Source organism: Mesorhizobium huakuii (assembly GCF_014189455.1).
In the GTDB taxonomy this organism is placed as follows: domain Bacteria; phylum Pseudomonadota; class Alphaproteobacteria; order Rhizobiales; family Rhizobiaceae; genus Mesorhizobium; species Mesorhizobium huakuii_A.
The window spans coordinates 5,992,158-6,004,671 of the sequence record NZ_CP050296.1 but is presented as its reverse complement, the minus strand read 5'-3'; the positions used below and the strand labels follow the sequence as shown (position 1 = coordinate 6,004,671).

General features: G+C 57.6%; 10 protein-coding genes and 1 pseudogene. 5 read left to right on the top strand and 6 right to left on the bottom strand.

Going from position 1 to position 12,514, the window contains the following annotated elements; all coding sequences use genetic code 11:
• Positions 1 to 466 precede the first annotated feature (466 nt).
• The 3 genes from HB778_RS29160 to HB778_RS29150 are packed head-to-tail and all read left to right on the top strand — an operon-like array spanning position 467 to position 2,032.
• Positions 467 to 706: an HTH-like domain-containing protein gene (locus HB778_RS29160; protein WP_183458950.1), complete on the top strand. Its 240-nt coding sequence runs from the start codon at positions 467 to 469 to the stop codon at positions 704 to 706.
• Positions 703 to 1,233 (top strand): hypothetical protein, encoded by a 531-nt coding sequence (locus HB778_RS29155; protein WP_183458948.1) that lies wholly within the window; start codon positions 703 to 705, stop codon positions 1,231 to 1,233. Before HB778_RS29160 ends, HB778_RS29155 begins: the two co-directional genes overlap by 4 nt.
• A gap of 31 nt (positions 1,234 to 1,264) precedes the next feature.
• Entirely contained in the window at positions 1,265 to 2,032 is a 768-nt protein-coding gene (locus HB778_RS29150; RefSeq protein ID WP_183458946.1) for a hypothetical protein, read from the top strand.
• Between the two features lie 37 nt (positions 2,033 to 2,069).
• Here the strand turns inward: HB778_RS29150 and HB778_RS29145 are convergent, their stop codons facing one another.
• Positions 2,070 to 2,963 carry an ArdC family protein gene (locus HB778_RS29145; protein WP_183458944.1) on the bottom strand — a complete coding sequence of 298 codons (894 nt, stop codon included), beginning with the start codon at positions 2,961 to 2,963 and terminating at the stop codon, positions 2,070 to 2,072.
• 315 nt (positions 2,964 to 3,278) lie between these two features.
• Positions 3,279 to 4,049 carry a hypothetical protein gene (locus HB778_RS29140; RefSeq protein WP_183458942.1) on the bottom strand — a complete coding sequence of 257 codons (771 nt, stop codon included), beginning with the start codon at positions 4,047 to 4,049 and terminating at the stop codon, positions 3,279 to 3,281.
• Positions 4,050 to 4,182: 133 nt separating this feature from the next.
• Here HB778_RS29140 and HB778_RS29135 point away from each other — a divergent pair.
• A pseudogene (locus HB778_RS29135) lies at positions 4,183 to 5,451 on the top strand (IS256 family transposase).
• Here HB778_RS29135 and HB778_RS29130 read toward each other — a convergent pair.
• Complete coding sequence (locus HB778_RS29130) at positions 5,370 to 5,744, bottom strand: hypothetical protein (RefSeq protein ID WP_183465326.1); 375 nt, start codon at positions 5,742 to 5,744, stop codon at positions 5,370 to 5,372. The pseudogene HB778_RS29135 and the gene HB778_RS29130 overlap by 82 nt on opposite strands.
• 98 nt (positions 5,745 to 5,842) lie before the next feature.
• On the opposite strand from HB778_RS29130, the gene HB778_RS43490 reads away from it, so the two are divergent.
• Positions 5,843 to 5,992 carry a BsuBI/PstI family type II restriction endonuclease gene (locus HB778_RS43490; RefSeq protein WP_183458940.1) on the top strand — a complete coding sequence of 50 codons (150 nt, stop codon included), beginning with the start codon at positions 5,843 to 5,845 and terminating at the stop codon, positions 5,990 to 5,992.
• Here HB778_RS43490 and HB778_RS29120 read toward each other — a convergent pair.
• From HB778_RS29120 to HB778_RS29110, 3 genes are all read right to left on the bottom strand, one after another.
• Positions 5,977 to 7,011 carry a hypothetical protein gene (locus HB778_RS29120; protein ID WP_183458938.1) on the bottom strand — a complete coding sequence of 345 codons (1,035 nt, stop codon included), beginning with the start codon at positions 7,009 to 7,011 and terminating at the stop codon, positions 5,977 to 5,979. The genes HB778_RS43490 and HB778_RS29120 overlap by 16 nt on opposite strands.
• Positions 7,012 to 7,044: 33 nt before the next feature.
• A complete protein-coding gene (locus HB778_RS29115; protein WP_183458936.1) occupies positions 7,045 to 8,736 on the bottom strand; it encodes an AAA family ATPase in 1,692 nt (563 codons plus the stop codon).
• A gap of 206 nt (positions 8,737 to 8,942) precedes the next feature.
• The gene (locus tag HB778_RS29110) at positions 8,943 to 12,311 is read right to left on the bottom strand and encodes an NACHT domain-containing protein (protein WP_183458934.1); all 3,369 of its coding nucleotides are present in this window, start codon (positions 12,309 to 12,311) and stop codon (positions 8,943 to 8,945) included.
• Positions 12,312 to 12,514 lie beyond the last annotated feature (203 nt).

The window sequence follows — 12,514 nt, the reverse complement described above, 5'->3', positions numbered from 1 at the left end:
CGTATAGGGCGAAATGCCGCCGCTTCACTCAGAAATGAGATACGTCCGCAATGACAAATTGGTAGAGCATAGGCTACAGGACAATTTTGACAGCCCATCCAAGCCACTGGAAAGCAACACTAATTATTTTATAATAAAATCGAGTAACGAGCCACAGTTTTGGAGACCGAGTAGCCTTTCTTCATCTCTTTGTTTGCACAGGAATATTTGGCATTTTTCTAATTGACGTGCAAGGATTTGTGTAAGGCAATCTGATCTTTTTGACCTTATTTTGGCGCTCCCCTGCACCGTCCATACCGAGACAAACTCCCGGGGAATGAGGGCATCGTCCAGACTCGCGACTTGAGAATGCTGGATCAAAGCTGCCTATCAAAGCCCCTGCTGATTTAGTTATGCTTTTAGCATATTGCTATTAGCTATATGCTACGATACCTCTATCCATAGCGAGTGACCCGGAGCTCTACGAATGACGGCTGACGAAGCACTAAAGAAAATCAAAGTTGCAATCGAGACATCGCCGCGGAACGGCTATATCGCCGAGCTTCATGTCCAGGTGATCAAGTACGCCAATGTCCTGGAGGGTGTTACCGGTAAGGAATTCTGCGCGGCCGTGGGGCTGACGCCGGCCTTCGGGACTGAATTTGCGAAGATGCGCAAGATTGCCGGCAGGCTGATCGACGCTGGCCTTGATGTAGACAGGATATGACGACCGTCGCATCAAACTACCTTTACTCCACCCTGCGGGAGCGCATCGTCGAGCATGTGTTCGTAGGCGACGCTCTCCGCGAGCTGTGGCGGCTCGGTGTATATGACGTTGAGGTCCTCCGATCGGAGTTCGACGCCCACGGCTACGACTTGGTCATGGCCCGAGGAAAGATCGTTCGGCACATCCAGTTCAAGACTGGAACGCAGAAGAGGCCCGGCACCGTGTCCCTCTCCCGTGCCTTGGCTGATAAACCCAGTGGCTGCGCCATTTGGATCCGGCTGGAATCCGACCTCGCCATGGGGCCGTTTTTCTGGTTTGGCGCTGCGCCAGGAGAACCGCTCGCTGCGCTTGATCATTATCCCAACTCCCGGCGCCCAACGCCCAACAAAACCGGTGTACGGCCGATCCGCAAGAACCATCACGAGGTGCCAGGTGCCGCCTTCGTGCCCCGTAGCACCTTGCGTGAAATTCTCACCGACCTTTTCGGGGACCTAGCGCCAACGCTGGTTGTGGAGGAATCGGAATGAACTGCCCTTCGGCCCGACGTGAGACACTGTCATGAACAACTACGTGTTCTTTAAAATGTGGGGACCCCACCGGCAGTCCCTGATCAAGGGGCATCAGTTTTACATCGAACAGGCCCGCAAGCGCCTGTTGTCACAGTTCGCGAACATGGAAGCCGAAGCCGAAAAGGCCTCGGAGGAGTGGCTGGAGCAAAGCAGTGACCGGTTTGACCCCGACCGGCACGATCCCAGTGATTTCTACGAGGCCGCCAACGACGCCGGCATTGAGTTCTACCAACTCCTGAGCGACATGCGCGACCAAACCCGGCTGAGTGTGATCGCGGGAATGTTTCACGAATGGGAGAAACAGTTGCGGGACTGGCTGGTGCGCGAAATCCAGCACTGGCATCAAGGAGACACGGCAATTGCAAAAGTCTGGTCAGCGGACTTCGGCAAGATTGCCGGTCTCTTAGAGAGTTTGGGCTGGAGGATCCGGAGCACCGACTATTTCACGAAGCTCGACGCGTGCCGGCTGGTGGTCAACGTCTACAAGCATGGCGACGGACCAGCTCTGAAGGACCTGAAGCTGAAGCACCCTGAATATCTCGAAGATCGGCTTAGTGGTTCGGGCTTGCCATGGACTTTCGACCTGGTGGACTACACGAATCTCAAGGTAAGCGATGACCAGCTTCAGGCGTTCTCGGACGCGATTGTCGCGTTCTGGCGGGATGTCCCCGACAGCGTCGCCGGATCCGAAATAACGAAGCTCCCTGAGTGGTTCAAAAAAGCCATTCAAGGCGATAACGCCGCCGGGTCTCAGTAGGGCGACGAAAGAGGCAGGCAGGCCGCCAGGGCGACTGTCAGGCGGCCGCCCTAGCGTCTCGGCCTTCCAAGGCCAGCAGGTAGTCGCTGGCTTCCGAGGCCTTGCTGGCAGCTGTGATGAATGCCCTGCGGTCACCTTTCAGAATCTTGATCCAGCTTGCCAGGTACTTGGCGTGGTCAGCGCGAGGTTCCGCCTCGATACCCAGCTTCGCGCAAAGGAGCGCGGCTCCGAGTTCGGCAACCAATTCTTCCGCAGCGTAGGCGGCGTCACCGAAGCGCTTGCCGAATTCGCGTTGCAGACGTGGCGCCGTCCAATGGGTGAGTTCGTGGAGGGCGACACCATAATAGGCCTCGGTGGCGCTGCTGGTCGACGTACCGGTGAAGAGATGCTGGGGCGGCAACACGATATCGTCGGTGATTGGCCGGTAGAAGGCTTGTGCGCCCTCGTGGGTGATCCTGGCACGGCTTGCGGCGATCAAGGTATCGGCCTGAGCGATCGGGGACACTTGGTTGTCTTGCGGCATGCGGACTTGCTCGGGCTGGTAACCGTCTACCTGAGCGGCATTGAACACCCAGCTGAGGCGGGCGCAGGGAATGCGGCGGCCCTCCCCGTCGGTGCTGGCGTCGTCGGTCTCCTTGCGCTCGAGCATCTGGAACCAGATGACGGGGGTGCCCTTCTCGCCCTTGCGGACGGTCGCGCCCTTCTCGGACCACTGCTTGAACGTTGCCCAGGCATTCTGCAAGTAGCCTGCCTCCCTGGCAGCAATCCACAGCATGACAACGTTGGTGCCGCGATATTCGTGGCCGGATACGGCGTTGACCGGCATGGTCAGCGACGGGCCGCCCCACGGGCGCTCGCAAGGCCCGCAGTTTTCGAGGGCTCCGAGGATGGTGTCGGTGATGATCTGATAGGTGTCGCGCTTCGTTGGCATGGGTGGCTCCTTTCTGGACCGCCGTTGCGGCGGAGCCTCCAGCGGCGGAGGGCCAAAGCGACACATGCACCCGCAGGGCCGGAACGAAGAGGAGGAGGGCTTGCCCTTGCATACGACGCGGCCTGTAGCAGCCTGCTCCCCATAGCCGCGCGGACAAGAAATAGCCGGCCTCCCATGCGCGCGACACCAGATCATCCGGCTCCATCTGACCTTGATGCGGGATTGCGCTGCTGGGAGTGTAAAGCTGTCGATCAGGCAGCCAGAACAGATCCGATCCGCGGTTCTGCATAAAAGATGGTGTGGACCGCTGCGCCTTTACTCGTAGGGGAGTTCGCCAAAGAGGCCGATCATCAGGTCGCTCTTCAGTATGCGGAATGGCAGCGTAACGAAATGATCCGGGTGACGCGGTTTGGCAGGACCATCACCGGCCACATTCTTCGTGTGGCCACTGACTGTCTCGCCATCCTCTTTGATATAGGGGAGGACGACAATGCGGCCGTGGTTCTTCGAAAGGATCGAGCCTTCCTTCCAAATCGCTGTCCCATCCTTTTCGTCCGAAGGCGCCACAGACTTGATCTGCCAGCCGACCGAGCCGTCGTCTTCGTACCAAAAAACAACGTCACCAGCGACGAGCACGCGCTCGCCCCGCTGCAATGCCTCATCGAGAAGTCGCTGCACACTCGCTAGTTTCAGAAGCTGGTTGGCACGGGGCAACAAGATCTCGCGGATCTTCGCTTTGGTTTTGCCCCAATGGTCAGACCCGTTAAAGTCGTAGGCGTTGGCCGTGCGTGCGCGGTAGGCTTCCTGGGCACCTCGCCTGCCGGCTGTGTATGGCTTAGCCCAGCGCAGGCCTTTTTCCCGGTAAAGGACGTGCGAAGAGTATCCGGTGCCGATGAGGGCCGAGCGAAGATAGGGCATTTCGGAGAGCTGTTTGGCGAGAGCGTCGCGGTATTCTTCAGACTCTTTCGGCAACTGTAGATCGGAGGCCAATGGACGAGGGTCTTTAGCATGCCGCCGGACTCCCTCCTTGAGCATCAACAACTCTTCGTTTGAAAGTCGTTCTTTCGCTTCAAGCGCTTTACGCATTTTGAGCCGCAAAGAGACCGGGTCTCCTCCTCCAAGAGCTATGGCTGAAACTGGGTGATGACGGTTTGAGAAGGGCGGCGTATCGAGGCGGGTGATGAAGCCTGCCAGAACCTCTCAAGGAGAGCGATACGCCATGAACGAGACTATCAACATTGTTCGCCTTCGTCAGCCCGACGAAATCGATGATCCCCCTGACGGATGTGCTTCGCACCGGCGCGCGCAAATTGCTGGCGCAGGCGATCGAGATGGAGGCCGAAGCGTTTCTTGCCGAGATGCGGGATCTCAAGCTTCCGGACGGACGTGACCGGCTGGTCCGGCACGGTCACGGGCCGGAGCGGAGCATCCAGACGGGGATCGGGGCGGTGCCCGTCAGCCGGGTGAAGGTCCGGGATCGCGGCGCGAACGGTGAAGCGGAGCGCATCCGTTTTTCCTCATCGATCCTGCCGAAATGGGCGCGTCGGACACGAAGTCTGGATGCGCTTCTTCCCGTTCTCTATCTGCGCGGCATTTCGACGGGCGACTTTCAGGAAGCTCTGGCAGCTCTGTTGGGCAAGGAGGCGCCGAACCTCTCACCCTCGGTGATCACGCGACTGACGGCGGAGTGGGGCATCGAATACGATCGTTGGCAAAAGCGCGATCTTTCGGCGCGCCGCTATGTGTATGTGTGGGCGGACGGGGTCTACCTGCAGGCCCGGATGGAAGATCATGCCGAATGCATGCTGGTCCTGATCGGCGCCACGCCCGAGGGCAAGAAAGAGCTGCTCGGCTTCCAGACCGGCATTCGTGAGAGCGCACAGAGCTGGCGCGAGCTGCTGGTCGACGTCAAGCGTCGTGGCCTGCAGATCGCGCCCGATCTTGCCGTCGGCGACGGCGCGCTTGGCTTCTGGAAAGCGCTCGATGAGCTCCTTCCCGGCACCAAGCACCAGCGATGCTGGGTGCACAAGACAGCCAACGTGCTCAACAAGGTGCCGAAATCGGTGCAGGCCGCCATGAAGACGGACTTGCGCGAAATCTTTTCCGCCCCGAACCGAGCCTCAGCCGAGACGGCGATTGCCGTCTTTGTCGAGAAATATGATGCGAAATACGGCAAGGCGGTCGACTGCCTGACCAAAGATCAGAATGCCTTGCTGGCGTTCTACGATTTCCCCGCCGAACATTGGGATCATCTGCGAACGTCCAATCCCATCGAGAGCGTCTTTGCGACCGTTCGCCATCGCACGGTGCGTACCAAGGGCTCACTCTCCTCGAAAACCGCCAGGCTGATGGTCTTCAAGCTGGTCATGGCGCGGCCAGGACGTGGCGACGACTGAAAGGACAAAATCAGTTGCCTAAACTCATCGCAGGTGCAACGTTCCAGGATGGAATCGAGGTCATTGAACTGAAGCCGCAGAGCGCCGCTTGATCAGCCTCGTCACCCAAATTGCAGCATAGCTCCTCCTCCAACGCCCTTTCCTCTAACGCCTGAGAGAGCCTAAGGTTTAAGGTCGCCGCAGCCTCGACGGCAGTGTCCTGATCCCGATAAATATCAACCTTAACGCCCCCATCAGGCGATGGAACACGACGATCGCGCCACGCTGGCTTATGTGGCTCGCTCTCGGCGTACTCGATCATATGCCACCAGTTATGCAGTGGCCGGTACTCTGGCCAGACCGCCAGAATCGGATGAAAATCGCGCTTTTGATCGCCCCACTTCATTGTCATCTCCCCCAACGTTCTGGCCATCGCTCCCGATACGGCAGGCTCCGGAATCTTCCAACAGATGAATATAGCACGCCGCGAGACTCTGCTCTGGGATGACCGCTTATCTCGACCGCAGCCGCCCCTCGTTCAAGAAGACGGTCAGATCCTTGGCGTGGGGAAGCTTTCCATGGTTCTCAGCGGAATCGGATCATTTGCTGGAGCTTAGCGACGGGACTCGCTCTCAGCTTCAAAGTCGGTCTTGAAGCGTCTTATAAAAGGCCTTTGCTGCGCCGGGAGTCGGCTCGAATTTGAAGCAGTCGCAATATTGATCGATCGCATTCATCACACCGAGCAAGGCGGGAGCGGTAAAGCTCAACGTCTGGCCTGTCCCCCAATGGCTCAGAAAATTGCCGACGATCGTCGCCATATTGGTGTTAAGGCCTGTTTGCTGTATCGGGTCCAGCACTAGCGAATTGGCTGCCTTATGCAATTTTACGGCAGCATCAATTGCGTTCAAAAACTCGCTGGCTAGCTGCCTGTTATCGTTGAAAGCCACATCGACCGGAACCGGTATCCGTAGCTTGCTGATGAGTTCGCTGAGACGGTATTCCAGATATTGGCGAACTCCCTCCTTCGCGAAATCTGCTTGTCCCGCCTGAAGCATGGAAATCGTGTGATCGCGCACTTTGTTCACCGCTCCGGTCTGGGGAAGCACTGCAAACTGCGGCATGCCCTCTAGCCGTTGGTGCCACCAGATCCCTGACGTGCTGTGCTTGTTGAAAAGCTTTTCCAGCATCGTGTCATGGCTGAGGATGATGACCTGCAGGCCATTGGGATTGCCGGGCCGGGCAAAGCTCTTGCGCAGCAGTTCAACGAGGAAGAGCTGGTGCCCAGCGTCAAAGCTGGACGTCACGTCGTCGAGTACGAGGAATTTTGGCGTTCCGCCGTAAAGCGAAGCGGCCGCAAGGTACAAGGCTATAGCGAAAGCATTGCGGTAGCTTTCCGACAGCAGGGCCTGGGGCGATAGGTCGGTTAAACCGTAGAAGTCTGCGAGGCGAATTTGCAGATCCTCACTGCTTGCTCGCTTTGAAACAGCGGGCGTGACACCCAGAAACGACATCTCCCCGAAATTGGCTTTGAACACAGGTTCGACGGCGGACAGGCGCGCCTTGCTAATTGCAGTTTCCGCAGCCGCGAAGTCGGACGACGCCTTGTCGAGAAAGGTTTTAACGCGGGCCACGTTGTCCGCATGCTTTTTCTCCGCATCAAAGCTCGCCCGCACCTCGTCAAGTTTGAGGCAGCTCTCCTGAATCCGTCACGCCGCCTCAACCTTTGTGGTGACTTCCACGGAGGACTGCGGCAACACCTTTTCCAGCTCGGTCTGTTCTTTGCCAAGTTCCTGATCCCGTCCTGTCGCACGGGAGCGCAGTTCCTTAAGCCATTCCCCCAAACTTTTGGCTTCCTCCGCCGTGATGAGCCCCTTCGCTGCCCGATCAGAAGAGTTTGCGATCTTCCTTGACTCGGCGTCCTTTTCGAGCAGTTTTTCGAGCCCAGCAAGATCTGCCCAACCGGCCTCAGCCCATTCCAGTGCGACAGTCTGTGTGGCGGCGTCCAACGCCGTGAAGTCGGACAGCTTCATATTGACGTGACTCTGAAGATCGTGGGGAACCTCGCTATCGCACAGCGGGCAGATCCTCTTATTGGCCCATTCCTCCAGCTGCAGCGCTCTTGCGCCCGCCTGGAAGAGCTGGAGAACGACGTCGCCTGCAGTCTTGGAGGCGGCATCCTCGCGGGCACTTGCGTATTCCGCGAGGCGCATGCTGCGGTCAACATCCGGCGCTTGCACGTTCAAAGCCAGCAGGTCTTGTCTTTCCCGGATACACTGCACCAGCCGCTCGCGCTTGGGACCGCCCTCGGCTTCCTTCACGGCATTGATGCAAGCGTCCAGATCAATTTCTCTGAACTCCCTGCCGATGCACAACTCCTGCAACGGCCCTATCTGCTCCAACGCCTTCTGACACACCGCCAATGTGTCCGGCAGGGACATCTGGGTCCAATCTTGACCTGCTAAAACGACGAAATCCCTACGGATTGCAGTGCTCGCATCTTTCAAGCCCTTTTCGGCATGGGCCTGGTTCTGCGCCGTGGTCGCCGTGCCGAAGTGATTGTTGAAAGCTTTGGTGTGAGCGAGCGCGGCTAAAGCCTGACGCATTCTGCTGTATTCCGACAAGCCCAACAGCCCTGCAAACGTCCTACCGCGAGCCTGTGGTTTGGCAGAGATAAAATTCTGAAACGTAGGCCCGTCGAGAAGAACGAATTCCCGATCAAGGGTCTGTAGAATGGTGGTGCCATCCCAAGGGGGTGTTGCATTCACGGTGCGATTGCCATGCCGGTCGCGGGTCACCACGACCTCGCACTGCTGGCCTGTCGTCGCCTCCACCAGCCTGAGCTTGATCGTGGCGGCCTTGGCGCCATGGAAGCGATTAAGATAGTAGTCCCCGTCCCGATCGGTGGCAGGAAGCTCCTCGAGCCAAGGTAGGCGGCCGGAAATCGCGAAACGGATGGCATCGTAGACGGAGGTCTTGCCGACACCGTTTACTGCGGAAACGCTATTGATCTTGTCCGGTTTAAACTTCAGTTCGAGAGGTTTTCCCTCGTTGTTGATTCCGCGAAAGCCTTCGATACTCACACCTTCGAGGAACCATCCCGTAGCAGTTGGCCCGCCAACAGCAGGTACCGTGGCTCCTCCTACTGGCGTCGCGGCCGTGACAATAGGCTGCGCTGCAGCCGCCAGCGAGCTGGGGTTTGTAGAAGCTACAACGGCATCATTAAGAGCCGTCCAAATATCCCCCGACACATACGATTCATCCCGCAATTTTGGAAAAGTGCCGGCGAGCACATTGCTTAGTAAGTTGTCGCTCTCTGCCAGATAGGCCTGAAAAGCACTCAGATTGGTTTCAATGTCACCGTTCTGATCGAAGCTAAAACCCGTTGCCGTCGCTGCCATAAAATCCCCCCGCACCGACTAAGTCGACTGATTGTTGCCGTCTTGTAACCATAGGTTTCAGGTAGTTAAAATGAAATCGGATCTGCACAAAATAAATGCAATCTCCGTATCAAAGGAGGTGGAACTGTATGTTCCCTATCATCGGTGGTCGACCGGACATGTCATCAGACATACAAGCGCCCATCAGCGCATTGCGATTTCATCCATCAGATTGCCATGGCCGTGAGCTTCTTGCTGGACCGTGTGATACGCAGCCCCAAATGTCCGGCGAGTGGTTCCAGCACACCCAGAATCACCGACCGGAGCATGCCGGACGGAACACTCTCATACAGGCGCATGAGGCTCTCTGCTTCGATCGCCGTGCCGCCCTTGGCGATCAGCCCTACGACGCTGGAGGCGAGGTTGTACGTGGACGAAAGTGCGAGACGTTCCAGTTCGTCCAAAGAAGGCGCCTCACGGTTGGCATGGAGGACCTCCAAGGCCCGCCCCGCCAATGAGCCATCAGCATGCTCCTCGACGGGTGGCGCTGCCATGGCTGTATCGAAGATTGCGCGCAGGTTGGTGGCGGAGCCAGGTACCCCGAGGTTCGCCGCGTCGAGCGTAATCTTCAAGTACTCCCGGGGCTCATAATCTTGTCGCGCAAGCCAATCCGAAAGCAGACGGAATGGGGCGGTTCGCCCCGGATGCGGAGGGATGGACTCCAAAGTGCCCGAACGCAAACCCATCATTTTCAAACGATAAGTCAATCCTGTGGTGAGAGAGTGTGTAATCACGACGCGATCATCCGGGCTCCAGTTCCGGAGCCCTATCGCCGCCACCGCACGTTCCACGCGCGTGCGATCAAGAAAATGGCCGAACATAATCACGGTAGCACCAACCATCTCAGTGCTCAGTGTGGGAATGCGGTCGAGCAGGGTATCGAAGACGTTTGCATTCCCGGCATTGACGGCAAAGAGAGAAGCCAGGTTCTGCATCTCTTCGCTGATGCCGCCTTCTGCCAGGAACTGATTGATCCTGTCAGCTTGGCTGTCCCGTTCCCAGTCACTCATCAGGTATTCCATGACCTTCAAGGCGCGCTCCTCCAGCACCTTCGGCGACTTCAAAAGTTGCAAGATCGATGGAATATCCACCTGTGGGGAAGATAAGGCCTTCGCGGCCGACGACATCGGATGATACCCTTCGCTTGCCAAGATTCGTATGATGAGTTCCTCAGTCGACGCGTCGAGCTTGCGCATTGACTGGCTCCAAGCAGACAGTCGGATCTCAAGGGGCAAGGTTTCATCGCTGGCGGCAGCAAATGCGATCTCGGCGTCGACGCAGCCCATCTTGAGATGGCTGATGAGCGAACTGATCGCATGCTCACTCTCCACCTCGCCAGCGCACCGGCGGCATTGGGCGATGTAAAGATTGAATGCAGTCGTTCCGAGCCGGTCTGCCTCACGCTGAATGTCACCAAGGTTGAGCATATTCTCGATGTTGCCATGAAGAAGTTCGCCGAGAACCTCCAATGAGAGTCTTGAATCGCGAATCCGTGCAACGATCGTATCGGCACCCTCGTGAATGAGGCTGCGCTCACCGAGTCGGGCGCGAATTGCGGGGTGCAAGGGCTGCGAAAACGCGTCAACAATAATGCCATTGATCAATTTGTTTGTGCGCCACGATGCCCCGCCCCAGATTTCTGCGAAACGGTCGCCCATCGTTTGCCAACGAGGTGTCGAGACTGTCATACCGTTTGCGAGACAACGACCGAGTAGCCGTAACCCTGTGTGGAATACGTCGTCTTCACGCCCCAGAATCTCGTCGATAAGCGGCTCGGGATTAGGATGGCGCTCCAGTGCGAACTGAATGGCCTGCGCCCAGGGACGTCGCACAATCTTCCCCAGCCGTGGTGCGATCTGGTCCTGATGATGCTCTAGCAACTCTGCCGAAGCGAGATATTCCTGAACGATTGGGAACGGGAAAGTCAGCCTTGTCAGGCCTCCTTTGCGCAACAGGCCGCGGCGAACCAACGCTTCCCGCACGTCGTCAGTGCTAAGCTGTGGCGCGATGTCCTTAATGCACCGTTCGAGCAGCTTGATGCTAATACCGATTGTGTCCGTCTCCAGCGCCTCGAAAGCTGCACGCTCGGCAATCTGACGGAGCACCGCAGTGTCGATTTTGTCGACCTGCGCAGCCTTGAACGCTACCGGCCGAAACAGCGTTTCAAGATAAGTGTCAAGCAAATCGCTGCGGTGAAGGTTTGCCTTCTCCTGCCGCATAACAAGCATGAGGGCGAGGAAGATGGGAATGCGCGCCAAATGCGCGAGATCGGGACGTGTTTCTATCCTCTCCAGCAGCGCTTCAGCCACACCGGATTCACCCGGTCGGTAGAAGTTGACGTATCCCGAGATGTCTTCGTCCTGGAGTGGCGCTAGCTCTACCATCGTCGCATCGTCCGGCGGTGACAATGCCGCCGGATCTCGCACGGTCATCAGCCAGCGCACGCTGGGGTGGTTTGCCCGATACACATGCAAGCGTTCCAATATTACGGTGCGCCTGTCACTCGACACCTCATCCAACCCGTCGAGCAGGAGCAAGAGCGATCCGGCGTCGGCAGCTGCGCGCCAATCAATTCTGACTTCAAACTCGCCGTTCAGCCGCTCTGACAGGTAATCGGCGATTGAAAGGTCAGAATCTGAAAGCTTGGTGGCTGGAATAATGGCCGGAAGGCGACCGCCAGTAGCGACCTTTTGCGCTATCGCATGGACGAGCGTGGTTTTTCCAAACCCCGGCCCCGCAACAACAACCACCGCGCCGAGGTCGACGCTGGGGAAATCACGCAAATCGACCAACCCACCGGCACTCACATCTCTCCATCCGGGCAGGTCGTCGTCGAAATCAGGCCGGCGATCTCGGTCGTATCGAAGGCATCTTGGCCAAAGGAAATGGGCGTCTGGCCGTTGCCTGAAGTCAGTTCCTGGCACTTCAACGCATGCGAGCGCAGCTACCGCCTGCCGGTACTGCGCAGCTCCCCAGTTTGGGGGGTCTAGGATGGCAATTTGGAATTCTAAGGTGAGACGGTCGTAGAGAGTTGACCCGTTGAAGCTGGAGCGTGTCGTAGCACCGTCCCAAGCGACGTCAGACAAGGCTTTAAAGAGGGCAAGCGACGTACGTGACGACGGCGGCATCCACTGGGGGACAAAGTCCCGTGCTATCCCATCTTCGGGCCAGATACTTACGTCGAGCCGCGTTACGACACGCCATACCTGCATGATATCATCGTCGAGAACCTCTTGAATCGATAATACAAGCCTCCTCTGGCTCGCTGTCAGGCGCGTCTGCCACTCGATAACATCTGAACTGTCGTGTCGTTTGGTCAGTTCCGACAACTGGGCGGCAAGCGGTGTTGATGCACCCAAAACCAGCTCAAGGCGGTCATCCGGCGTGAAGTCGGTGTCTAACTGGCGGCGAAAGGCAATCCAAAGCGACTTCCACACCTCCCCTGAAGCATCGAGAGAGAGTTTGATCTGGAAGAATCGACGGGAACCATCAGCGAAGCGGACAACAAAATCGTCCGCATTTTGAGGTGCTTCCATTCTCACCTCTACCGGTTGACTATGCCGTGGCCGCTCGCGCGGATCTATCATCCGGCCAAGGTAGAGCGCAGCGACTTGATCCTGGTATCTGATGCCTGCCTGAGTGGTCGGTCCGCCCGCTTCAGTCAATGGAGGTACTTCCTTCTTGTTTTGACGAGAACTTCCACACGGGCAATACAGGGTCAAGCAGAGCTGTGGCAGAT